The sequence below is a fragment of the Geminocystis sp. M7585_C2015_104 genome (assembly GCA_015295805.1).
Lineage (GTDB): Bacteria > Cyanobacteriota > Cyanobacteriia > Cyanobacteriales > Cyanobacteriaceae > DVEF01.
The window spans coordinates 1-24,488 of the sequence record DVEF01000052.1 but is presented as its reverse complement, the minus strand read 5'-3'; the positions used below and the strand labels follow the sequence as shown (position 1 = coordinate 24,488).

19 protein-coding genes and 1 tRNA gene are annotated in these 24,488 nt (G+C 46.2%); 7 read left to right on the top strand and 13 right to left on the bottom strand.

Annotated elements, in window-relative coordinates:
- Positions 1 to 30 precede the first annotated feature (30 nt).
- From IGQ44_05825 to IGQ44_05810, 4 genes are all read right to left on the bottom strand, one after another.
- Complete coding sequence (locus IGQ44_05825) at positions 31 to 1,146, bottom strand: Gfo/Idh/MocA family oxidoreductase (GenBank protein ID HIK37490.1); 1,116 nt, start codon at positions 1,144 to 1,146, stop codon at positions 31 to 33.
- Positions 1,147 to 1,162: 16 nt separating this feature from the next.
- Positions 1,163 to 2,167 carry a c-type cytochrome biogenesis protein CcsB gene (gene ccsB / locus IGQ44_05820; protein HIK37489.1) on the bottom strand — a complete coding sequence of 335 codons (1,005 nt, stop codon included), beginning with the start codon at positions 2,165 to 2,167 and terminating at the stop codon, positions 1,163 to 1,165.
- A 31-nt stretch (positions 2,168 to 2,198) separates the two neighbouring features.
- The gene (gene thiO / locus IGQ44_05815; protein HIK37488.1) at positions 2,199 to 4,106 is read right to left on the bottom strand and encodes a glycine oxidase ThiO; all 1,908 of its coding nucleotides are present in this window, start codon (positions 4,104 to 4,106) and stop codon (positions 2,199 to 2,201) included.
- A 155-nt stretch (positions 4,107 to 4,261) separates the two neighbouring features.
- Complete coding sequence (locus IGQ44_05810) at positions 4,262 to 4,426, bottom strand: hypothetical protein (GenBank protein HIK37487.1); 165 nt, start codon at positions 4,424 to 4,426, stop codon at positions 4,262 to 4,264.
- Between the two features lie 411 nt (positions 4,427 to 4,837).
- Between IGQ44_05810 and leuB the strand changes: the two genes are divergently transcribed.
- The 3 genes from leuB to IGQ44_05795 all read left to right on the top strand — a co-directional run bounded on the left by leuB (position 4,838) and on the right by IGQ44_05795 (position 10,262).
- A complete protein-coding gene (gene leuB, locus IGQ44_05805; GenBank protein ID HIK37486.1) occupies positions 4,838 to 5,920 on the top strand; it encodes a 3-isopropylmalate dehydrogenase in 1,083 nt (360 codons plus the stop codon).
- Positions 5,921 to 6,105: 185 nt separating this feature from the next.
- On the top strand, positions 6,106 to 8,130 hold the full coding sequence (gene bchD / locus IGQ44_05800) for a magnesium chelatase ATPase subunit D (protein HIK37485.1): 2,025 nt from the start codon (positions 6,106 to 6,108) through the stop codon (positions 8,128 to 8,130).
- A 329-nt stretch (positions 8,131 to 8,459) separates the two neighbouring features.
- A complete protein-coding gene (locus IGQ44_05795; protein HIK37484.1) occupies positions 8,460 to 10,262 on the top strand; it encodes an ABC transporter ATP-binding protein in 1,803 nt (600 codons plus the stop codon).
- A 704-nt stretch (positions 10,263 to 10,966) separates the two neighbouring features.
- On the opposite strand, the gene IGQ44_05790 is transcribed toward IGQ44_05795, so the two are convergent.
- Complete coding sequence (locus tag IGQ44_05790) at positions 10,967 to 11,323, bottom strand: hypothetical protein (protein HIK37483.1); 357 nt, start codon at positions 11,321 to 11,323, stop codon at positions 10,967 to 10,969.
- A gap of 952 nt (positions 11,324 to 12,275) precedes the next feature.
- Positions 12,276 to 12,348 (bottom strand) — tRNA-Phe (locus IGQ44_05785).
- 124 nt (positions 12,349 to 12,472) lie between these two features.
- On the opposite strand from IGQ44_05785, the gene glyQ reads away from it, so the two are divergent.
- Entirely contained in the window at positions 12,473 to 13,381 is a 909-nt protein-coding gene (gene glyQ, locus IGQ44_05780) for a glycine--tRNA ligase subunit alpha (protein HIK37482.1), read from the top strand.
- A 37-nt stretch (positions 13,382 to 13,418) separates the two neighbouring features.
- Positions 13,419 to 14,543 carry a histidinol-phosphate transaminase gene (locus tag IGQ44_05775; GenBank protein HIK37481.1) on the top strand — a complete coding sequence of 375 codons (1,125 nt, stop codon included), beginning with the start codon at positions 13,419 to 13,421 and terminating at the stop codon, positions 14,541 to 14,543.
- Positions 14,544 to 14,545: 2 nt separating this feature from the next.
- On the opposite strand, the gene IGQ44_05770 is transcribed toward IGQ44_05775, so the two are convergent.
- Entirely contained in the window at positions 14,546 to 15,307 is a 762-nt protein-coding gene (locus tag IGQ44_05770; GenBank protein HIK37480.1) for a phosphoadenylyl-sulfate reductase, read from the bottom strand.
- A 155-nt stretch (positions 15,308 to 15,462) separates the two neighbouring features.
- On the opposite strand from IGQ44_05770, the gene IGQ44_05765 reads away from it, so the two are divergent.
- Positions 15,463 to 16,860 (top strand): NAD-dependent malic enzyme, encoded by a 1,398-nt coding sequence (locus IGQ44_05765; protein HIK37479.1) that lies wholly within the window; start codon positions 15,463 to 15,465, stop codon positions 16,858 to 16,860.
- On the opposite strand, the gene IGQ44_05760 is transcribed toward IGQ44_05765, so the two are convergent.
- The 3 genes from IGQ44_05760 to IGQ44_05750 all read right to left on the bottom strand — a co-directional run bounded on the left by IGQ44_05760 (position 16,861) and on the right by IGQ44_05750 (position 20,000).
- On the bottom strand, positions 16,861 to 17,616 hold the full coding sequence (locus IGQ44_05760; protein ID HIK37478.1) for an SDR family NAD(P)-dependent oxidoreductase: 756 nt from the start codon (positions 17,614 to 17,616) through the stop codon (positions 16,861 to 16,863). It lies immediately after the preceding gene.
- A gap of 4 nt (positions 17,617 to 17,620) precedes the next feature.
- A complete protein-coding gene (hisD, locus tag IGQ44_05755; protein HIK37477.1) occupies positions 17,621 to 18,931 on the bottom strand; it encodes a histidinol dehydrogenase in 1,311 nt (436 codons plus the stop codon).
- Between the two features lie 157 nt (positions 18,932 to 19,088).
- The gene (locus IGQ44_05750; GenBank protein ID HIK37476.1) at positions 19,089 to 20,000 is read right to left on the bottom strand and encodes an alpha/beta hydrolase; all 912 of its coding nucleotides are present in this window, start codon (positions 19,998 to 20,000) and stop codon (positions 19,089 to 19,091) included.
- A gap of 253 nt (positions 20,001 to 20,253) precedes the next feature.
- On the opposite strand from IGQ44_05750, the gene IGQ44_05745 reads away from it, so the two are divergent.
- Positions 20,254 to 20,610 (top strand): ATP-binding protein, encoded by a 357-nt coding sequence (locus IGQ44_05745; protein ID HIK37475.1) that lies wholly within the window; start codon positions 20,254 to 20,256, stop codon positions 20,608 to 20,610.
- Between the two features lie 11 nt (positions 20,611 to 20,621).
- Here IGQ44_05745 and IGQ44_05740 read toward each other — a convergent pair whose 3' ends face one another.
- The 3 genes from IGQ44_05740 to pheS form a co-directional block, all read right to left on the bottom strand.
- Entirely contained in the window at positions 20,622 to 21,950 is a 1,329-nt protein-coding gene (locus IGQ44_05740) for a hypothetical protein (GenBank protein HIK37474.1), read from the bottom strand.
- A gap of 108 nt (positions 21,951 to 22,058) precedes the next feature.
- The gene (locus IGQ44_05735; GenBank protein HIK37473.1) at positions 22,059 to 22,997 is read right to left on the bottom strand and encodes a glycosyltransferase; all 939 of its coding nucleotides are present in this window, start codon (positions 22,995 to 22,997) and stop codon (positions 22,059 to 22,061) included.
- Positions 22,998 to 23,120: 123 nt separating this feature from the next.
- On the bottom strand, positions 23,121 to 24,122 hold the full coding sequence (gene pheS, locus IGQ44_05730) for a phenylalanine--tRNA ligase subunit alpha (protein HIK37472.1): 1,002 nt from the start codon (positions 24,120 to 24,122) through the stop codon (positions 23,121 to 23,123).
- Between the last annotated feature and the right edge of the window lie 366 nt (positions 24,123 to 24,488).

Below are 24,488 nucleotides of genomic sequence, written 5' to 3'. Positions count from 1 at the left end.
AGGTTGGGTTGACAAGGGGTGGGCGACATTTTACTCCCTGCCAGAGAGAAAATCTTCTAGGGAGGGCACTTTTAGTCTAGCCTTTTGATTGTGAGACTGGTGAGTTAAATCCATAAGCAGTTGGGAGTAAACGCCTTCTTTGAGGGTGGGGGGGAAAGACTGATGATTGTCAATGTTTTTTACCAACTGGTCAATAACTTTGATGACAGGGGCAATTCTACCATCCTCGTAGGTTTTAGAGAAGGCGAGGGAGGGGGGCAATGGTATCTCAGTTAGAGGTTGGTTATTCTGGGAGGCAAAAAGTTTAAACCCGTGAATGTAGTCTTTAAGATTACTACTACCTAGAACCAGTGTGCCCTTGTCGCCGTATATTTCAACCCAGTGGCCCCTTCCTTGATATGTTACTGAACTGAGGTTGACTTGTACAGGGGTGCCGGATTTTAATTCCAAGGTTATAAGACAGATATCGTCGGCGGTGACAGGCTTGTACTGGTTGTTGGCCAACGGATCTGGTCTTTTTTTGATAGCATTGCCTAAATAGGCGCTAATAGTGGCAATTTCCCCAAATAGCCAGTATATATAATCAAAGGCATGAGAACCAATGGCTCCTAGTACCCCTCCCCCCTTCTCCTTAACAGAATACCAGTCCCAAGGCCTTTGTGGGTTAGCACGGGAAGGAACTAACCAATCCACCTTCACCATTCTAATATCCCCCACATACCCCATTTCCAGGTATTGGTGGAGCAACTGCCAATGGGGCACAAATCGGAATTCAAAGTCTACCACTGCGGCTTTGCCCTTGCTGTTGGCTATGTGGTATATCTCCCGTGTTTCATAGGCATTCAGGTTAACTGGCTTTTCTAAAAAAAGGTGCTTGTCATGGTGGAGGGCGGTTTTGGCTATCTCATAACGGAGGAAGGGAGGGGTGGCAATGCTTACTATGTCCACCTCTGGACAGCCGCAGATAGCTTCAATGTCATCAAAGGCGTAGGGGATATTGTGTTTGGCGGCTATTTGTCTGGCTACCTCTAGGCTACGATTGTACACAGCCACCACCCTAGTGCGGGGGTGCTCATTGAAGGCCGGAATATGCACCTGTTGTCCAAATCCTGTGCCTATGATGGCTACTTTCAACTGCTTGCCCATTTTCCTTTTCCCCTGCCTAGAAAAACCAACCGTAGGAGTGTAATCCCCTTCCTAGCAGATTTACTCCTAAGTAACAAATCCAAACTACAAAAAAACCACAGGAAGCGATGATAGCGGGTTTTTTCCCCTGCCATCCCCTAGTAATACGGGCGTGTAGATAGGCGGCAAACACCAACCATGTGATTAAGGCCCAGGTTTCTTTTGGGTCCCAACTCCAGTATGACCCCCATGCTTCATTGGCCCATACCGCCCCGGAAATAATGCCAATGGTTAGTAGGGGGAATCCTAAACCGATAATGCGATAACTGATATTGTCCAAAGTCTCCGCCAGGCTCAACCTCTCGGGGGATAGTGTTTCTGTTTTCTCTCTTAATACTACTTTGGTGACAGGGCCATTTCCCGTGACTTCTTCTGTGTTTTCTAACGTTACAGAATGGGGGCTAGATTTTTTTTTAACACTTCTGTAAGCACCTGTCCCTACTGAGCTGCCTCTCAGGGGCACTTCCTTGCCGTGGGTGAGGATGAGAAAGGTGAGGGCCAGAAGGGAGCCTACCATTAAGGCAGCATAGCTCAACATCATAACACTTACATGCATCATCAGCCAATTGGATTTAAGGGCAGGCACTAACGGCTGACTGTTTTGCATTTCTGGGGGTAAAGACAGGGTGGCAAAGGCGGTGATGGCCATTCCCACTGGTGCTGTCACCACTCCTGGCAATAGACTATATTCTTTGGCCAACATCCTCTCTGCCATTAGGTGTACTGCAGTTAAACCCCATGCCAGGAAGAAAAGAGACTCATATAGGTTGCTGATGGGGAAATAACCTCCTTCTATCCACCGGGCCAGTAGTAAAAAGGCTATGGTAATATTGGCGACGGTGGTGGTAATACTACCCAGTTTTGGCAACAGTTGCAGAGGGGGGAAGGCCACCCCTGTCCAGTAACACAACATGGAGATAAAAAGTAGTACAAAAGAGAGATTGTCCAGGAAGTTTTGTAGCTGTACTAGGTTTAAGTCCATTGTTTTTGCTGTATTATGGCGTTTGTGTTACTTATTTTACCAGACCGGTAGTGGGGGAACTGGCCTGGGCATAGGATTTGACTGGGATACGTCCTGCCTTATAGGCCAGTCTGCCGGATTCGGTGGCCAGACGGAAGGCTTTTGCCATTTTCACCGGGTTGTCTGCACAGGCTATGGCGGTGTTTATGAGAAGGGCGTCTGCCCCCATTTCCATACCCAAAGCGGCATCACTGGGGGTGCCTATTCCCGCATCTATAATTACTGGCACTTTAGACTGTTCAATAATTATTCTGATGTTGTCTAGATTCCTAATTCCCTGTCCTGAACCTATGGGGGATCCTAGCGGCATAACCGTAACACATCCCACTTCTTCCAACCGTTTACAGAGAAGGGGATCGGCGTTAACATAGGGTAGGACGGCAAAACCCTCTTTTACCAGTTGTTCTGCTGCTTGTAGTGTGCCAATAGGATCTGGTAGTAGATATTTCGGGTCAGCGATGACTTCCAATTTGACAAAGTTGTTGTCTTCCTGTCCTAGCATTTTGGCCATTTCTCTCCCCAGACGGGCCACTCTTACTGCCTCTTCTGCTGTATTACAACCCGCTGTATTTGGTAACATCCAAATTTTAGACCAGTCCAAGGCTTCTGCTAGGCCTTCATGTCCCTTTTCCCTTGCTTGGACTCTCCTCACCGCCACGGTAACGATTTCACAGCCACTGGCTTCCACACTTTTCTGCATCAATTCAATACTTTTGTATTTTCCAGTACCCGTTAAAAGGCGAGAGCGAAACTTCCTCCCGGCAATAACCAGATAGTCTTCTTCTTCCTCTTCTTGCCGACAGTTGGCACTATTGGCGACAGGGGTGGCATAGGTTATGGGGGAGTGGAAACGTCTATAACTGAAGTGTTTTAGTAGCTCGGGTTGTTGACCAGTAGCAACCAATTCGGCAATAAGTTGGGCGGTAACAGGTGCCAGGAGGATGCCATTACGGTGGTGCCCTGTGGCCAGGATTAAGTTGGCCGCGTCACCATAGCCTAGAATAGGCATACTGTCGGGGGTATTAGGGCGATACCCATACCATGTTGCCAACAGTTCCCATTGGGCTAGGGGTGGGTATAACTGTATAGCTCTTTGTAAAAGTTCGTTAACCCCCTGAGCGGTATTGCCTTCTTGCCAGGTGTTGACGGAGGTAGCGCCTATTATGAGGGTACCATCTTGTTTTGGCACTAGATAGGTGTTTTCGCCAAAAATAACCCTGCTAAGGGGTTGAGAGGGGGGCATCTTTAGACTTAACATTTCCCCTTTGACAGGGGTTACCGGCAGAGGTAGCAGTTTTCCTGACCAGACGCCACCAGCTACAATGTAGGTATCAGCGGCAAATATCCCGGATTTGGTGAGAATACTTTTGATTTTCCCCCCTTCTCTACTAAAGGCTACGGCTTCTACCCCCTTTTTGATGTCCACCCCCAGGGACTGAGCCGCCTGATGCAGGACTTTGCCAAGACGACGGGGTGCCACCTGTCCTTCTTCTGGATACCACCAAGCCCCTACTATCTCCTTGCTCAGCCCCGGTTGATAAAACTCCAGGGCACATCTATCCAACCATATACTGTGACTGCTTTCCACTGGTTTGTGGGGGTGGTGTTTTACTGGGGCTATAATACCACAGGGGTTATATTCTGCACTCTCCCCACCAAGATGTTCTAGTTTTCTAATCCATTCGGGGTACAGGTTAAGGCTAGTTAGGGCCAATTCTAACATAGCTCCCGTTAGCCCTTCTGCCCTTGGAGCCAACATCCCCGCGGCGGCGTTTGTGGCTGCCTCTTCATAGTTTCTGCTTAAAACCGTTACACCAATGCCCTTTAGTCGCAACTCAATGGCAATGGCAAGGCCTATTATTCCCCCACCTACTACAATAACTTCGTTGCTAGCTTTCATAGACTTAATTTCCCTGTTGTTATTGATTTTATCAGAAACCGACAGGGGATATAGGGGGATAGCATGTAGGGATTTATCTTGTCTCTACTTACTGCAGTGTGTCTCACAACTAAAACCCCATGTACAAGCCCCCAACGAGTAGTCTGTTGTTGCCATCAAATCTGTGGCTGGTGCCCCGTCGGCGGTTTGGGTTGTTTAACCCGGGCCCCCTGATGGGATAACGACTCAGGGGATGGGCCGTTGTCGGCCGGTTGCAATCCTGCACTGGGACAATACCAGTCAATGCTGCCAATCCCAACACCACTTTTTTTCCAGTCCATGGCTTCCCACGGGGGTACTGGGCTCCTTACTAGAGGCCCTACATCCTCTATATGTTCCCTTGCCTCTATTTTTCTGTCCTTCCAAACCGATATACCAGTGTGTCTTCACAATCCAATTTGGACGGAAAGACACCATTCTTCTGGCTAGCACGAAGAATAGATTCTCAGATGCCCCCCTTTTAAAAAAAATTGTAACACTATTTATATATTTAGAGCTACACAATAAACACGGAAACGGACCATTCTCCCCTAGGGTAGCACGAAGAATGGATTTTCAGATGCCCCCCCGGGGGATTTTGAGGGGTTATTGTGAAGATATTGTAATAGTCCTTATTGGATTGAAACATATTTTTGGGGTGTGGGGTTTGCCAGTATTATGTTATGGTTGTTCAAAATTAGTGGGATGGACTGATGAAGAGAAGGTACACTATAACCCTACTGCCGGGAGATGGGATTGGACCAGAAATCATGGCCGTGGCAGTGGAGGTGTTGAAGGCAGTGGCAAACAAGTGCGATTTGGAGTTTAACTTCCAGGAGGCGTTAATTGGTGGTGCAGCTATTGATGCTACGGGAAACCCTCTCCCCCCCCAAACCATTGAGATGTGTCGCAAGTCCGATGCCGTATTACTGGCAGCCATTGGCGGTTACAAATGGGATAACTTGCCCCGGGAAAAACGCCCAGAAACCGGCCTGTTGGGAATCCGTGCTGCCTTGGGATTATTTGCCAACCTTCGCCCGGCTACTGTCTTCCCTCAACTCATTGACGCCTCCCCCCTAAAAAGAGAAGTGGTAGAAGGGGTTGACATCATGGTGGTAAGGGAATTGACTGGCGGGATCTATTTTGGTCAACCTAAGGGCATTTTTACCACCGAAACCGGCGAAAAACGTGGTGTTAATACCATGGCCTACACTGAGTCGGAAATTGACCGAATCGCTAAAGTAGCTTTTGAGATTGCCAGCAAACGTCGTAATAAACTCTGTTCAGTGGATAAGGCCAATGTGTTAGACGTATCCCAACTGTGGCGAGATAGGGTTACAGCTATGGCGGAAAAATACCCTCAAGTGGAACTAACCCACATGTATGTGGACAACGCCGCCATGCAGTTAATCCGTCATCCCCGACAATTCGACACTATACTCACTAGCAACCTCTTTGGGGACATTCTCTCCGATGAGGCGGCTATGCTCACCGGCAGTATCGGTATGTTGCCCTCCGCTAGTCTAGGGAGCAATCCCCCGGGCCTATTTGAACCTGTCCATGGCTCTGCCCCTGACATCGCTGGACAAGACAAGGCTAACCCCCTTGCCCAAGTCCTCAGTGCCGCTATGATGCTTCGCTATGGCCTTCAAGAAGATTCTGCCGCCTCCCTCATGGAACAGGCCGTATCCACTGTCCTCTCTCAAGGCTATCGCACTGCCGATATTATGTCTCCTGGTTGTCGTCTCGTCGGCTGTAAACAAATGGGCGATGCCCTTCTCCAGGCCCTTGGTTAACTACCTGGTTTCCCCCCTTCTTGTCAACAATCATTTTCACTAAACCTCAGGCCAGACAAAAGGCGGGCCTATAGTTTTAGGCCCGAAGACCCCATCCTCTCCCCCATCCTAGCAGGCCTGCCCTCCCATTGTCAAGGGAATGTTGGCATAAGATAATAGGAGGGAATAGACGGAAGAAGAAAAACATGGTGTCATCAACGGCAACGGCAAAAAACGCAAACCTGAATCTGAATTTCCCCTTCACGGCGGTGGTGGGGCATGAGAGATTAAAAACGGCCTTGCTAATAGCGGCGGTAGACCCAGGAATAGGGGGAGTGGCTATCGCAGGAAGGAGGGGAACTGCCAAATCCGTATTGGCTAGGGGTATCCACTCCCTACTGCCACCCATCGAGGTGATTAAGGGTAATCCCTTCAATTGTAGCCCCCACAAGCCGGAAGAATGGGATGATGATACCTGGCAGCAGTATGGCCATGTAAGCCCAGAAGAAATACCTACTGAGGTGATACAAGCGCCCTTCGTCCAAATACCCCTGGGAATCACGGAAGACCGTCTGTTAGGCTCGATAGATGTGGAAGAGTCGGTGAAAAAGGGCTATCCTGTATTCCAACCGGGATTGTTGGCAAAGGCTCATCGGGGAGTGTTATACGTAGATGAGATAAATCTGCTGGATGACCAAATCGCTAACCAACTATTAACTGTCCTAACAGAGGGGAAAAACCAACTGGAAAGGGAGGGCATTAGCTTCTGTCACCCCTGCAAGCCTATCCTTATCGCTACCTACAACCCGGAAGAAGGCCCCCTGCGTCCACATCTTCTCGATAGAATAGCAATCTGGGAAGTGGCAGATGACAGTCTACCCCTCGAGGAAAGGGTAAAGGCAGTCTTAAGGGCAATTGACTATTCCACCAATCCCCAACAATTCCTAGCTCAATACCAAGAGGAACTGGAAAATCTGAAGACTGATATAATCCTAGCACGGGAATGGCTTAAAGATGTCCTCATTTCCCGAGAACAATTACAATACCTGGTTCAAGAGGCTATCAGAGGACAAGTAGAAGGACATCGGGCGGAAATTTTTGCCGTTAAGGTGGCAAAAGCAGCTGCCGCCTTGGCTGGACGTGATGTCGTCAATGCCGACGATTTGCGTCTGGCCGTGGAATTGGTTATAGTACCTCGTAGTACAGTAATACAAAATCCCCTAGAACAACCCCCTACCCCGCCGCCACCTCCCCCACCTCAGGGAGAAGACGACAACCAGCAGGAGGAGGACAAGAATCGAGAAGATGAGAATGAATCTCAACAAGCCCCAAGTATACCCCAGGAGTTTATCTTTGATGTGGAAGGGGTAATCCTAGACCCTAAAATACTACAGTTTGCCCAACAGTTACAAAGACAAGGGAAGTCGGGCAGCCGCAATATCATCCTCACCGATGACAGAGGACGCTATGTCAAACCAATTCTGCCCAAGGGGAAGGTGAAAAGAATCGCTGTAGATGCAACTTTAAGAGCCGCTGCCCCCTACCAAAAAAGCCGTCGTCTGCGCCATCCAGGCCGCCGTGTAATCATCGAAGAGCAGGATTTGAGGGCAAAACGTCTCGCTCGCAAAGCCGGGGCTCTGATTATATTTGTAGTGGACGCGTCCGGATCTATGGCTCTAAACCGCATGCAGTCAGCAAAAGGGGCAGTCATGCGTCTGTTGACCTCCGCCTATGAAAACCGGGATCAAGTGGCTCTCATCTCCTTCCGTGGGGAAAAGGCAGAAGTGTTGCTGCCACCGACACGCTCTATTACAATGGCTCGTTCCCGTCTGGAAACCCTGCCTTGTGGAGGGGGTTCTCCCTTATCCCATGCCCTCACCCAGGCAGTACATGTAGGCCTAAATGCGAAAATGTCCGGTGACATCGGCCAGGTGGTAATCGTCGCCATCACCGACGGCCGTGGTAATGTCCCCTTGGCACGCTCTTTGGGGGAGACTATCCCTGAAGGTGAAAAACCGGATATTAAGGCGGAATTACTGGAAATTGCCTCTAAAATTCGCGCCCTCGGCTTCAAACTCTTGGTTATCGACACGGAGAAGAAATTTGTCTCCACCGGCTTCGGCAAGGAAATCGCTAAACACGCCGGCGGAAACTACTATCAACTACCTCAAGCTACTGACCAGGCCATCGCCAACATGGCCAAAAATGCAATCTCTTCCCTCTCAGGGTAGGGACAAGCCCCCATACCCCCCTTGCTTTTTTCTCCTTTTTCTGTAACAATGGAGGCTATAATGGTGGCCCTTGCCGTCCATATCTGGGGGGCTTGCTTTTTTTAGTTTTTTTGCTATCATGGTGGCCAATGGTGGGTGTGTGCTAAGGCCAGAGGATTATAGGCCTTATAATAACAATTTGGGGGGGACGGTATGGCGCAGTCCGTTAGTTGTCTCTACCCCTTATAGGTGGGCCCATGTGGCGTTGTAAAATTCCTAGAATAGAATTCCTATATGGGGTTATAGGGTGAGTAGCCCCTCATTGTTGTAAGGAGAGGGAAAGAAAACAAATGACTGTCCTCCAGGTGAACAACTTGCGGGTGGCTTTCCCAAAAAGGGGTGGGGAAGGGGATTTGGCTTTGAAGGGAATTAGTTTTTCCCTCAAAAAAGGGGAAATACTGGGAATAGTAGGGGAGTCCGGGTCAGGAAAATCAGTTACAGCATTGGCTATAATGGGGTTGCTGCCCCCCAACGCCAAAGTGACAGGGGAGATTTTATTTTACCAGTCAGAGTCAGAGGAAAACCCACCACTGAATTTACTTAATCTACCCCCCCGCAAAAGAAGGGAGCTAAATGGTGGTAAGATTGCTATTATCTTTCAAGAGCCCATGAGCTCCCTGAACCCAGTATACAACATTGGGTTTCAAATCACAGAGGCAATTTTGTTTCACCAGTCGGTTAGTGTCAGGGAAGCAAAAAGACAAGCAATTAGTCTGTTACAAGAAGTCCAACTATTGCCTAGTGATGAGGAATTGGCGGTGGAATTTTTAAGCCAACCCCACAAAACGCCTCCTACCCCTAAACAGGTTCAAAGATACATCAATCAGAGAAAACGTGCTATACTGGCCAGGTATCCCCATGAAATGAGTGGTGGTCAGTTACAAAGGGTGATGATAGCAATGGCAATTGCCTGTCATCCCCAAATCCTCATTGCCGATGAACCTACTACAGCGCTTGATGTTACAGTTCAAGCTACGATTTTGTCTTTGTTAAAGGAATTGTGTAGGCGACGGCAGATGTCTTTGATTTTTATCACCCATGATTTAGCCGTCGTTGCTAATATGGCAGACAGTCTCGCTGTGATGCGTGGGGGGGAAATAGTAGAATATGGTAATAGCAGGGAGATTCTTTTCCATCCCACTCATCCCTATACTAAGGGGTTATTAGCCTGTCGTCCCCGTTTAAACGAAACTCGTGTTTACCTCCCCACCGTTGATGATTTTTTGGCAAACAGGAATACTGTGTCTTTTTACTCCACAGCTGATGTTAAACCTAAGGAAGTAAAATTGAGCCAGCCTCTCTTGGTTGTAGAGAATTTGAGGGTAGGCTATAGGAAAAAGCATACCCCTTTTTGGCAGAAAGAGTATTTTTGGGCAGTGGATGGTGTAAGTTTTCAACTATTTCCCGGGGAGACTCTCGGTTTGGTGGGGGAGTCTGGTTGTGGTAAGTCTACCCTGGCAAGAAGTATCTTACGTCTTATTCCCTCTGTGGAGGGAAAAATTGAGTTTTTAGGAGTCGATTTGACAGCTATACCGCCTGCAAGTAAGACTTGTCGTCGACTTAGACGGGAAATGCAGGTTATTTTTCAGAATCCCTACAATTCTCTCAACCCGCGGATGACTATTGGTGATACAATAATCGAACCAATGATAATTCATCGTGTCGGTGGTAATAGTCAAAAACGAAAAGAGCGGGTAAGATACTTATTGGAGAGAGTGGGTTTAAACCCCGACTGGTATAACCGTTATCCCCATCAGCTGTCGGGTGGCGAGAGGCAGAGGGTTTGTATCGCTAGGGCATTAGCCTTAAATCCCCAGTTGATTATCTGTGATGAGTGTGTCTCTGCCTTAGATGTTTCCATTCAAGCACAGGTTTTGAATCTTCTTAAACAATTGCAGGTGGAATTCGGCTTGACATATATCTTTATCTCCCATGATTTGAGCGTGGTAAAATTCCTCAGTGATAGAATCATGGTCATGAATAGGGGTAAAATAGAGGAAATCTCTACAGCTGACCAAATTGTTAACAATCCACAAAAACAATACACCCGTCAACTAATAGCCTCCATCCCACAATTTCCAGAAGCGGCTTAATACCACTTCCTCTTTATTCTTCACACCCCCGAGAATATCTTTCTTTTCACCCACACTATTGCCACTTCCAGACACATCCCAGTATGCCTGCATTTGCTAGAATTTACCTTATTGTCACTAACTAGTTTCCCCATTTCCTCCTTTTGTATATGGCAGCATTGGCTAAGTTGTGGTAGTCTTTATCAGAGATTTTTACCCCCCTCACTTTCTTTTATTCTCTCCAGCCTCTGCCTCTTGGGGTGGTATTTTTACCATCAGCATGCCATCCACAATAACTTCGTTGCTAGGCTTCATAGACTTAATTTCCCCGTTGTTATTAATTTTATCAGAAACCGACAGAGGATATAGGATATAGGGGGATAGGATTTAGGGATTTATCTACCTAAATCCCGCCACCAAATGGGATAGGGTTGCCTTGGGGAGGTAGTGGTGTGAGGTGATAGTGGCAGTTGTCAGAAGCCTATACATCAGCATAGATAAACTTAAGACATTTTTTTGCCCACAAAATCCCTCTAACTGTAATCCAACCCACAACTTGTCTATTTTCACCCACGTCTGTAATCACAGTTGCCGGCAGAGGGAGATTTTTTTCTCTGGAGGCATTTCTGTGAACACCTATATTTTTCTCTTATATTGCCCTTTCTCTACCTTCCCCATATCGTTGCTTGATTATATCTCTATTTGTCTTTTCTACCAGCCTTTGGTTATTTTTTTTCCTTCAGTAAAGCTTCCAAGATTTTCGTCTGCTTTTCCTCAATATCCTCCAGCTTCTTTATTATAGTTTTCATTAATTCTCCCTGTATTTCCTCCTTTGCTGATATTTCTCCTATTCTTTCTACCACTTGTTTATCACCCTTTTCCCCGTCAAAATATAACCCCAAAAGCCAAAAGGGCAGTTTTATTATTCTCCACAATAAATTTATAATAATCCTGGGTATTTGCTGAAGCAAATAGCTTATTAAATAGACAAGGATAATGAGAAGAATTATCCCCATAACGGGATGACTTAAAAAAAAACTCACAATGGGGTGTTGGTTTAGCCACTCTTCCCAGAAAATCATTTTCCTTTTTCGACAGCTTTACTCCCCAACTTGAGATTATAAAGCCTTCTCTGACGACGAGACAACAGATTTCCCTTTCCCTCAGCGTGGTTTCCGCCTTTTTCCAACTTTTGTTTTTTTCCCGTCCTGAAACCCGAGGCAATAGCCTGTTATATTGGCATCCTGGTTTTGCACCTGTCTGGCATACCGCCACTCAGGTTTTTTAAAAAAATTTTTCAATTATATGGTTTAAAAGTTGAGACGATAGGGGGTATCCTTGGCAAATAGAAGGCGAATAAAATACCCCCGATTTGTAGTGTAGTTAAGGGAACGAGAGGAGATAGATTTCAAGGGAAAAGCGGGGCGGGTGAGATTTTGCCTTGTCTTTTTCCCTCCCAAAGGCCCCTAGGTGTGCCTCCACAGCGTGCCTTCACAAACAAAATGATAATATTTATTAACAGTCTCGGTTGAAAATGGGGGTATTAATGAAGAAATTAGCATTGAAGAAAAAAATGGCAAAGAGGAAACAAAGGAGGAGGGAAGGGGAAGAGAGGATTGTGTAAGAATACCCCATGCATGGCTAAAAGGGAAAAAACCGCCATGGCCCCTTTTTTGCTTCTAATGGACACCCGCCCTCTTGACAAGGTGTAAACTTCATGCTAGGGAATCACTGGCGGGGGACATTTGCCTGGCGGGGTAAGTGTCGGAAACCATATACACAATATCACACACAACATAGCCCCTATGCCCCAAGGGTTGTGTTTCAACAATTCAACAAACAGCTGTCGAATCCCCTAACCCGCCCCCCTTATTGGACCATTATTAGAAATATAATACCCCCCTCGGCGAATCTCTATATGTAGCGTTACAGTCTAGTGCAATGCCGAAACCCCGCCTATAGACTACCTCTTCAGTCAAAGGTCAGAGGGTCGAATCCCCTGGTACAATACAAAAAATGATACGAGATGAAAAATGGCGGGAGGCGGAATCGAACCGCCGACACGAGGATTTTCAGTCCTCTGCTCTACCAACTGAGCTATCCTGCCTAACCATGACATTTAGGGATTATAACACATTTTCCCGACACTGACAAGGGGGGGGGAGGCGGATTGATTTTGCCCCTGAGGGATAGTATAATCGGAACTGCCCCGCTGTTATCTTATTGAGTTCATGACTATTACTTTTCAGGAGCTCGTAGCCTGTTTGAATGATTTTTGGAGTAGGAGGAATTGTCTGATAGCCCAACCCTATGATACGGAAAAAGGGGCGGCCACTATGAGCCCTCATACTTTCCTAAGGGCCATTGGGCCTGAACCCTGGGCTGTAGCATACATAGAACCTTGTAGAAGACCGACTGATGGCCGTTACGGGGAGAATCCTAATAGGGTACAACACTATTACCAGTATCAGGTGTTGATTAAGCCTTCTCCAGACAATATTCAGGACATTTACCTGGAATCGTTGAAGGCGTTGGGTATCCATCCTGAGGAGCATGATATTCGATTTGTGGAGGATAACTGGGAGTCTCCCACTTTGGGCGCCTGGGGGGTGGGTTGGGAAGTATGGCTGGACGGGATGGAGATTACTCAGTTTACCTACTTCCAGCAGTGTGGGGGGGTTGACTGTAAGCCGGTATCCATAGAAATCACCTATGGTTTAGAAAGACTGGCTATGTATTTGCAAGATGTAGACAGCATTTATGACATTAAGTGGAATGATAAAATCACTTATGGTGACCTTTTTCTTCAGGCGGAGATTGAACAGTGCACTTACAATTTTGAGGCTTCCAATCCCGACTTGTTGTTCAAACTTTTTGCTTTGTATGAGGAGGAGGCAAAGCAGCTGATAGAAAAGAATCTTGTTGTTCCCAGTTTAGACTATATACTCAAGTGCTCTCACTGTTTTAATTTGTTGGATGCAAGGGGGGTTATTTCTGTTGCCGAAAGGACTCGTTATATTGCCCGTATTCGTCATTTGGCACGCCAGGTTGCCGAGTTGTATTTGGCCCAAAGAGAGTCTTTAAATTTTCCTCTTCTAAACCGTGATAAGGTCACTGTTTCTTCTTCAGTTGTTTGTTAGGAATGCCACTGTTGGGAATCCCCAATGATGATAAAATATGAGAGAATATAAACTGTCATTTTTGAGAGACGATTTGTTTTCCCTTTCCGCCTATGCTCCCAGTCAAACCGCCAGAGATTCGGTGCGTTTAGATGCTAATGAGAGCCCCTATGATTTGCCCCAGGAATTAAAAGAAAAATTAGCAGAGTACTATGAGGATTATATTGAGACTAATCGTTATCCTGACGGCGGTCATTTAACCCTAAAAAATCTTCTGGCAGAGTATGTAAATGAGGGGAATAGTAATCCCGGATTATTTGATGCTAATAACATTTCTGTAGGCAATGGCTCTGATGAATTAATCCGCTCGGTTTTGATTGCCACCTGTTTGAACAACAGGGGATCTGTTTTAGTGGCCAATCCCACCTTTTCCATGTATGCTATTCTGGCCAAAAGTCTAGGAATAAATGTGGTTTTTGTTGAGAGAAATGAGGAGGATTTTTCTATAAATTTGGACAGGGCAAATAGAGCCGTTTATGGGGGGGATTATCCACCAGTAAGGGTGGTTTTTGTGGTGCATCCCAACTCTCCAACTGGCAATTGTTTAACAGGGGAGGAAATCAAGTGGCTGAAAGGGCTACCCGAGGATATTCTGGTAGTAGTAGACGAGGCTTATTACGAGTTTAGTGGACAAAGTCTGGTGTCACAACTACCATTCCACCCCAACTGGTTAATATTACGTACCTTTTCCAAAGCCTTCCGTCTGGCGTCTCACCGGGTGGGATATGCCATCGCTCATCCTGAAGTCATCGCGGTGTTGGAAAAAATTAGACTTCCCTATAATCTACCTGCATTTTCCCAATTGGCCGCTCAGTTGGTGATGGAAAATCGTCATTTGCTACTTCCATCGGTGAGGGAAATAATAGGGGAGAGAGAAAGAGTATACCAAATTCTGACTAGTCATGGGGAGTATAAACAGTTTAGGGTATGGCCTAGTTGTGCTAATTTCCTATATCTCCGTTGGCAGGGAGAGGATAACCCAGAAAAACACCAACTAGTCATGGAACGGCTAAAAAGGGATAAAATCCATATTAGACACACTGGTGGCGGCTTGAGGATTTCTATTGGCCATCAAAGGGAGAATGACGCCTTTTTGCAGGCCCTATCTAAATTACACCTGTAGGACTACAACTGACTAGAATCGAGACTTTGAGCCTCCTCAAAGCTGGTGGGCAAGTGTAGACCGCATTCTTGTTTGATACCATGAAAACGGGTATCTCTCTCATGGGCATCAGTGGGGCTGAGGGGACGACTGGAATGCCAATCCCCCACTGTAACATATCCCCTCTCAAAGTAGGGATGGTAGGGTAGATCGTGCTTCTTCAGATACTCGTAGACATCCTTAGAAGTCCAGCGGAGGATGGGTAGAATCTTATAACGCTCACCCTGTTTGTTGACGAAATTGAGGGTTTGTCTGAATTCCGTTTGGCTTTGTCTTAAACCTGCCAACCAGGCTTTGGCGTTCAACTCCCTCAAGGCCCGCTGCATGGGCTCTATTTTTCTAATACGATCGTAGAGATTGAGGGATTCTAGGTCTTTCTTCTCCCATAGTCTACCATAGAGGGCCTCCATCCGTGCAGGGCTCAACTCGGACTGGTATACCTTCAGATTGAGGTTGAGTCTCTTGGTTAATTCCTCGGCAAACAGATAGGTTTCCTTGGGTAAATAACCAGTGTCTATCCAGATAACGGGGATGTCTGGTATGATTTGGGTGACAAGGTGCAACATCACCGCCGATTGAATACCAAAACTGGTGCTCAACACCAGGTGTTTGCCAAATTCTTCCTTTGCCCAGATGACTATCTCACTGGCGGTGGCGTTGGCGAGTTTTTGGTTGATGGCGTCTAAGTCCAATTGGCAGTTGTTGGTTTCAGATATTTGATACACAGGCTTTTCCTTGTGTTTGCTCGTAATCCGATGGAAAAAACTCTTCGAGGAGGGTTCCTCTGAATATTATATAACATACAGTCCATTTGCTCCGGAGGGGGCATATAGTTGTAAAATTCAAGAGACGTGTTGCTAACAAAAAGGGGGAATAGAAGATGACTGATTGGAATCTAAGTCCTAGTCCCAGTTTTAGTTTAACAGTTCGCTTGGAGTTAAAAAACCGCACTGGGGCATTAGCGGAGGTAACCAAGGCAATAGCGGAGGCGGGGGGCAATTTAGGACAAATATCCCTAATTGAGAGAAACCTGAAAACCGTCAAAAGGGAGTTACAAATTGACGCCTCTAGTACTGAACACGCCGAACAGATCGTTAGGGCCATTAAAGCCTTGAAGGATGTAGAGGTTTTGCATGTAAGCGATCGCACCTTTGACCTTCATAGAGGGGGCAAAATTCATATTCAAAATCGCATCCCCATCAACTCCAGTGCCGACTTGGCCATGGCTTATACCCCAGGGGTGGGACGCATCTGTAAGGCTATTGAGGAGGCTCCTGAAAAGGTATTCTCCCTTACCATCAAGGGTAATAGTGTTGCTATTGTGACTGACGGTAGTGCGGTATTAGGACTGGGGAATTTAGGGCCAGAGGCGGCGTTGCCAGTAATGGAAGGCAAGGCCATGTTGTTCAAACAGTTTGCGGATATTGACGCTTTTCCCATATGTCTTGCTACCCAGGATGCGGAAGAGATTATCCGAACGGTGAAAAATATTATCCCTGCCTTTGGGGGTGTAAATTTGGAGGATATTGCCGCGCCGAAGTGTTTTGAGATTGAAAGAAAGCTGCAAGAGGAGTTAGATGTGCCCATCTTCCACGACGATCAACATGGTACTGCCATTGTGACCATGGCGGCATTGATTAATTCCCTTAAACTGGTAGACAAAGAGATGACGAAGGTGAAGGTGGTAATCAACGGTGCTGGTGCTGCTGGCATCGCCATTGCCCGTCTCCTGCAACAGGCTCACTGTGAGAATATTATCCTATGTGATTCTAGAGGGATTGTCAGCAAAGGGCGCCCAGATTTGAATGAAGAAAAACGCCTATTTGCCGTGGCTCAGGAGGGCACCCTAGCAGACGCCTTGGTAGGGGCAGATGTATTCATTGGTGTTAGCACTGCTGGGGTTCTAACCCCGGAGATGGTTAAAACCATGGCAGCGCAGCCAATAGTGTTTGCCATGGCCAACCCCATCCCCGAGATTCAACCGGAATTAATCCGAGACATAGCGGCAGTGGTGGCTACTGGCAGGAGTGATTATCCTAACCAGATTAACAACGTCTTGGCTTTTCCGGGGGTGTTCAGAGGGGCATTGGATTGTCGTGCCATTGCCTTTACCACCGACATGTATTTGCAGGCGGCTAAGGCCATTGCTGGACTTGTGCCACCCAGTGTTTTAGACAAGGAACATATTATCCCCTCTGTTTTTGACCCGCGTGTGGTACCCACTGTGGCGGCTGCCGTGCAACAAGCGGCAAGGGAGACAGGGGTGGCAAGAATCTAGTCACCAGGGGATAATACTACCATCCCAGCTTAGAAAGTGACCATTGGCGGAGGGGGTGAGTTTTTCGATGACAGACAGTAGTTGTTTGGTGCACAATTCCACGGAAAACAGTTTTTCCGGAGGCACACTGTGTTGAAAGGGTGCAGATAGACGGGTATTAGTGGTGCCCGGGTGGAGGGCGACGACGATGGTGTTTTGAGTCACTCGGTTGTATTCTATGGCAATATTTTTGACCAGCATATTCAGGGCAGCCTTGGAGGCGCGATAGCCATACCATCCCCCCAGCCTATTGTCCTCAATACTCCCCACCTTGGCGGATAGGACGGCAAAAACGGTTCTTTCGGGGTGTTTAAACAGGGGGAGTAGATGCTTTGCCCACAACACAGTAGGGATGGTATTCACCTCAAAATAGCGCATGAGGTTTTGGGGGTTGATATGTTTTAGACTTTTTTCCGGCTGCAGCTTTTCCTCATGGAGGATACCCACGCAGTTTATTACCAAGTGAAGTTTATCTACTTTTGTTTTTATTAATGCTACAGAGTTTTTTATATCTTCTTCCCTGGTGACGTCTACCGGTATCAGATTCAACTTTTCCGGGAATTGTTGCAACAGTTGGGACAAATTGGAAGGTGTAACAGAAAAGGAGCGATGGGTGGCAAATAACAGCCCAGTATCCTCTCTAGGGAGTAGTTGGGAGACAAAACCCGAGCCAATGCCCCCACTGGCTCCGATAATCAAAATATTCTTGTCATACATGTTTCTAATTGCCCGTTTCTAAGGGTTTGAGCCTGTATCTCACAGAGTCTGCATGGGAGGGCAGTCCCTCTGCCGTAGCCAAGTCTATAATTGCCTTGGACACCTTTTGGAGGGCTACGGGACTATATTCTATAACAGTTGAATACTTCATAAAAGTTTCAACCCCCAGGGCGGAGGCATAACGGGCGGCACCAGAGGTGGGGAGGGTGTGGTTGGGGCCAGCCAGATAGTCCCCCACCGCCTCAGGGGAGGAACTGCCCATGAATATTGCCCCCGCGTGACGAATATGTTCCAACAGTTCCCAAGGGGATTCTACTTCCAGTTGGAGATGTTCAGGGGCAAACAGGTTGGACAATTCAGCAGCTTGTTGTAAACTTTCTGTAACAATTATCACCCCGTAGTGGGCAATGGCCTTTTCCGTGAGGGTGCGACGGGGGTGGTGTTCCAATTGTTTTTCCACCTCTGACTGGACTTGTTGAGCCAGGTTGGGGGAGGTAGTTATGAGAATTGCGGCCGCCATGGGGTCATGTTCCGCTTGTGCCAGTAAATCTGCCGCCACATACACCGGATTAGCAGTATGGTCTGCAATTACCAGTACTTCACTGGGTCCTGCCAAGGAGTCAATGCCCACCCGGCCATAGACTTCCTTTTTAGCCAGGGTGACATAGATGTTACCTGGGCCAGTAATCACATCCACCCGGGGAATAGTTTCGGTGCCATAGGCCAGGGCGGCAATGGCCTGAGCGCCGCCTACTCGGTATATTTCTGTCACTCCCGCCTCACTTGCAGCCACCAAGACGGCAGGATTGATTTTACCATCTGTACCAGGGGGTGTTACCATAACAATCCTAGGCACTTGTGCTACCTTAGCCGGGATAGCGTTCATTAGGACGGTACTGGGATAAGAGGCTCTACCCCCGGGCACGTATAATCCCGCCCTATCCACGGGGGTATAACGTCGTCCTAGTACCACATTATCCTCGGCAAATTGCACCCAGGACTTTGGCACCCTTTGTTGGTGAAAGGCTTCAATTCTCTTGGCTGCCAGTTTGATGGCTTGGAGCAAGTCGGGGGAGATTTGTTGATAAGCGGCATCTATTTCCGAACCACTTACCTTTAATTTCTCGGGGGGGATTAGTTGTCCGTCAAATTTTTGGGTATAAGCCAGAACAGCCCGATCGCCTTCTTTTCTCACTGTAGCGATAATTTCTCTTACCAAAGCCCATTTTTCTTCTATGTGCTCATGATAATTGCGATCGCTAATCCTTTGTAATTCTTGTCGTGCTTCCCCGTAGTCCGTGATTATCCGCAACATTTAGATTCTGTTGAACTCAGTAGATCTTGAACTATTTGTTTTATCATAGCAGTGTTCTGGGGGGCTTTGGTGGGGGTTTGCTCAGTTCTCTCTTTTTAAACTCCATTTTTTCCCTTTTCTTTTTTTATTTTTCGCCCCACACTACTCTGATTTTTTGTTATGCTTTCCCCCAGTTTTCCTGGTAGAAATTTATAACTTCTTTGGCAAAATCTTCTGCAGACTCGTAGGGGAGCACATTTTTCCCTCTTATTATTCTCCCCCCGGCGTTTTTCATATTTTGTGTGTACATCTTTAGCTTCTCCTCCGGACTTTCCTGAAGGGCATTCTTACTTATTATTGTAGCATTTTCCCCTATTAAAATCCAGGTTTTTTTCTCAATCTGCTTGATTAAATATTCGTAATTTTTCCGCCAGAAACCAGCCAGAAAAGAGAAGACTGCATAACGTTTTTTATCGTTTTTGGCGCCCTGCTCTAACATAGAAATCCACTGGTCATCAACGGTTTCTGGGATAGCGAATAGTTGTTTTTCGGAAAAGGACTTTATAAAGCCTCTCGTCTTGGCATATTGATAAAAAAGAAAACCAAAAGGACTGTCAAAAAATAGATTCCAAACCAATTTGCTAATTCTTGGGTTTCCCGCAGTGGTGATGACATTCCAAGCGGGGGGGCCGGAGAGGATTAGCCCCTCAACTTGCTCACACTTTAAATCCCCGGCACAAAGATAAATAGCAATAGGAAAAGAGCCCCCTTGTACAACCAAAATAACTGGTTTTTTGACAACATTTTTAATAAAATAATTGAGCTGAGAAGCCCAATCCTTGGGGTCATAAGCAGCACGAGGCAAGTCACTATTCCCACAGCCTAACAAGTCTGGATTATAAATGGGAAAAGAGCAGGAGTATTCTTGTAGTTTCTGGATAAATTTTCTCCAGAACACACCGGACAATCCTACGCCTATCGGATGAATCAAAACCAAGGCGTGACTGGAAGAGGAATCAGGATTATAACAGGTATAAGCACACTTATAATTGAGCCAGTTATAGAATAGAGAGGGGGAATTGTAAGTCATATTGGTACTAGGGGTAGGGGTTTACAATTATAAACCCTCACTCATAACCTGTACAACAATCACAAGCCAATAAACGGGGACAGGTACTGGGATAGTAGGGGGGATGATTCTATCATAAATTGGTGTAAATTAGAAGTAGACACTAACAGGAGCAATAGGGGATTGGCTGGCTTTGAAGGTTCGTTACAAGGCTTTCTTCGAGGTTAGGAGTGATTTAAATTGTCTGGAGGAGGTTTTGTCTCAATTTGACAAAATGAGGCAAAACTGGATTGATCAGAGAGACTGGCTGGAGTGTCAACTAGCATTAGCTGAGGGGTTTACCAATGCGGTGAAACACGCTCATAAGGATAAACCCGCCGACACGCCAATAGAGATAGAAATAGACTTAAACCAAGAGGAAATTACCATCAGTATATGGGATTGTGGTTCCCCTTTTGATCTTAAATCCATTAGAATAAGGCAGGAGTCGGAGGAGGAGTGGAGGGATAGTGGGAGAGGCATTGAGATTTTAAAGAAAATAGCAGACGATTTGAGTTATGAGCGTCTCCCAGACAGTCGCAACCGTTTAAAAATCAGGAAAAAATTGTCAACTGTCGACTCGTCTCCCTAAAAAACCCCCCTTTATTCCCCCTCTTCCTTGTCTTCTTTTTCTTCTTTATCTTCTAAGAGATTGTCCAAGTCCAAATCCTCCTCTGAGTGTCCATTGTTATCATTTTGGCCCTCACCTACATCAAAGGAAAACTCAAACTCGTCATTATCGTCCGACTCTTCTTCTAATATCAAATCGGGGGGTATTTCTCCTGCAGACGAACTAGACGAACTAGTAGACGATTCGGGGGATTGTTCAAAGTCAAAATATAATTCCTCCTCATCAGCAGTTTCCTCTAGTAGTAATTCATCGTCTTGGGAAGAAGTAGAGGGTTGGGATGCGGAAGGCCAGTCGTCAGATTCGTCTTCGGTGGGGGGAGTTGTTGCTTGCTGGGAAAAAATGTCTTCCTCATCCAATTCATCCTCCAGCCTTTCCTCAGCCGCCGTGGCAGATACCCCTGATTCTGGGGTAAATAATTCAAACTCGCTTTCACTCTCTGCTTCGCCAAAATCCAATAATTCCTCTGCTTCCTGCTGAGGAGGAGACTCAAATTCTTCAAAAGCAGACTCTTCTACCTGGGGTGGGGGTGTAGGAGACTCAAATTCTTCAAAAGCAGACTCTTCTGCCTGTGTGGGTGTAGGAAGAGATTCGAGGGAGAAATCGGAGGCTGACTCTTCACTAGCTTCTATAGCAAAACTGGGGGCATCTTCCTCCGCTGTTTCCTCTAGTATCTCTTCTGTAGCCTGAGATGCATATTGTTCCTCATCCATCGGCGGCGGTGTTGGTGGCATTGTAGCAATTTCTTCTACAGGAGGGTTACTAGAGGCAGCAATGGTTTCCCTTAGGTTTTGAATTTGTAGCTCGTATTCTTCCCTCTCTGCTTGGAAGGATTCTTGTAGTTGGGTGATTTGTAGTTGGAATTGTTCTTGTTGTATTTGCAGTTGTTGTTGTAATTGTGCTATGGTATTCTCCAAAAAAGCACAACGGTTATTACTTTCAGTCAACTGATTGTGGGCGTTGGCAAGTTGGGCTTCTAATTCGGCAATACGACTCTGTAATTGAGGGAGCTGCTCTATTTGTGATTCCAAATATGTTTTATTGGCTTGCAATTCACTAAGCTGACTCTGATATTCTTCTAGTTGCCTTTGGACTTCAGCTAATTGTTGATTGGCCTCGGCGGCGTATTCTTCCCGTAAAGAGGCGATTAATTCTTGTTTTCGGGCTTCAAAATTTTGTTCAGCCTCATTTAGGGCTTTTTGTTTTTCCGCCTCTACCTCCTGCAAAGACTTTTTCTCCCTGTTGATAAACCATAATATGGCGGCGCCCAGCACAAAACCAATAATAAAACCGACTACTATCATTAAGGTTTCCTCCCTATTGTTTTATCTATGTTTGTTATTTGAGTTTGCTTATTTTCGTCTAAGAGTATTATAGGGACAAATTCTGTTTGCTTATTTTTTTTTGCAGTTTCAGTGTTTTACCTGAATAATTTTATAATTACGATATACTTCACAGACTTGATACCAGTTGAGGAAGATTCTGGCAATCTCTAAAGCCAGTTGTGGTTTACCAATGTGGATAAGCCATTGGAGGAGGGGTTTAAGGGTATTTTCGTTGAGTAGGCCGCCAAAAGAGAGAAACCCCCACAAAAGGAGGTGAAACCAAGTCATCTGAATCATAAGGCGTACTTCAAGGGTGGGATGTTTTTGGTAGAATAGTACTGCCATTTTGCCCCTTTGTTTTTCTTTTTCGATCAACCGGGGAATTTGTTGGAGAGTAAAGGGGGGATGCCAATGATAACCAACTGCTGAAGGACATTTAATCAATTTCAAGCCTAGCTTCTTTAATCTTACCCCCAATTCCAAGTCTTCCCAACCATATTCCCTGAAGCTGGTATCGAACAAACCTGCCTGGATTAGCCACTTCTTGGCAATTGCTACATTGCCGGTAGCAAAATAGGCGGCAGAAAAGTCTGTAATTTTAAAAGGTTCACTGGTAGGATTATCAAAGTTGCAGGTGTTTATAACCAAGCCATAGGTGAAAATGCGATCGTGTCCTAGTTTTTTCTGGGCGGAAAGGAGGGTTTGAGCATGACTCTGGAGAAAAGAGGGGGTTACCACCAAGTCACTATCTATAAAAACAATCCAATCCCCTTTAGCATTTACCACACCTAGGTTTCTGGCTGCAGCAGGCCCCAGATGATTCTGACACAAAAGACGCACATGTGGCAACGAGGCTTTTTGGGCGTTTAACCAGGATACTGTCTCGTCAGTGGACCCATCGTCTACCACTATTATTTCATATCCAGTAATCAAGTCCGGGTCGAAATCCTGATTCTCTAGGGCTTGGATACATTTTTTGAGGATTTTAAGGCGGTTGTATGTAGGTATAATCACACTTAGAAACACAGACTCCCCCCTTATGGCAGTTAATCCTGGAAAGAATGATAGAAGAAAATGGGACCGTTGCCAGGGGGAAGCTATGGGAAGCAAAATGGCGGAAATAATGATAAATCCGCAAACTAGTAGACTCTAGAATTGTCGCAGGAAACGGAGGTCACTTTGATAGAGGCGACGAATATCATCTATTTTGTGGAGTATCATAGCAAAACGCTCTACCCCCAATCCTGCAGCAAAACCGGTGTATTTTTCCGGGTCGTATCCTACCGCCTTTAACACATTAGGATCTACCATACCACAACCGAGGACCTCAAGCCATTTCCCTTGCCATTGTACATCTACTTCCGCAGAAGGTTCAGTAAACGGGAAATAACTGGCGCGAAAGACGGTAGGCAAATCCTCCCCAAACATCCTCCTGAGGAACTCTTTAATAGTACCCTTCAAGTCGGTAAAGGTCAACCCTTCCCCCACTGCTAAGATTTCTACCTGGTGAAATACCGCCGAATGGGTGGCATCTACTGTATCCCTTCTGTACACTCTCCCCGGTGCTACAATTCTAATGGGGGGTTTATGCTTCTCCATGTAGCGTATTTGTACTGAAGATGTGTGGGTGCGTAACAAAGTCCCATCCTCAAAATAGAAGGTGTCTTGCATATCCCTTGCCGGGTGGTCTTCGGGAGTGTTTAGGGCCGTAAAATTGTAATAGTCCGTTTCTATTTGAGGCCCCTCCGCTACTGTGTACCCCATCCCTACAAATATGTCTACAATCCGGTCTATTGTACTTTGGATGGGGTGTATTCTTCCCAGTCGTCTCCCTACCCCCGGCATTGTCACATCCAGGGTTTCTTCCTTTATTTTCTTTTCTATTTCCCTCTCTTGGATTTTCTCCTGTTGTTTTTTCAGTTTCTCTTGTATTCTCTCCTTTATTTCATTGGCTATTGCCCCCAAAAGAGGCCTCTGAGGCGGCGACAGTCTGCCCATTTCTTTCATTATCACCGATATTTTCCCCTTTTTCCCCAGGTAGCTTACCCTTATCCCCTCTAACTTCGATAAGCTATCTGCTTCTTCTATTTCACTCTCTGCCCTTTCTCCTAGACTCTTCAATTGACTTTCTAATTCCCTTATTTCTGTCATATATCTTTCTTCCTCTTCTCTCTTCCCACTTATAGACCATTATTTCTTACAACTGCTCCTTGCGCAATTTCTTTCCCCTCTTTTTGACAATTATTCTTGTTTATTTTCTTCTCAGCCCCAGTGTCCTGGCGGTCTCCACACCCGCCGTCCAACCCCTCTCTCTCACTTTAACAAAGAAAAAATGCTATTGTCAAGAAACTCTGGGAAATGAGGTATTGAATTAAAATGGGAGAAAAAAAAACAAGGGCAGGAGAGGAAAAAGAGAACATGAGTGTAAACACCAGACTAATTGAGTCAATAGAGGATTTGAATTATCGGGTAACGGTGGGGGATGTGGCGGGGAGATTGGGGTTGGATTTAAGGGTA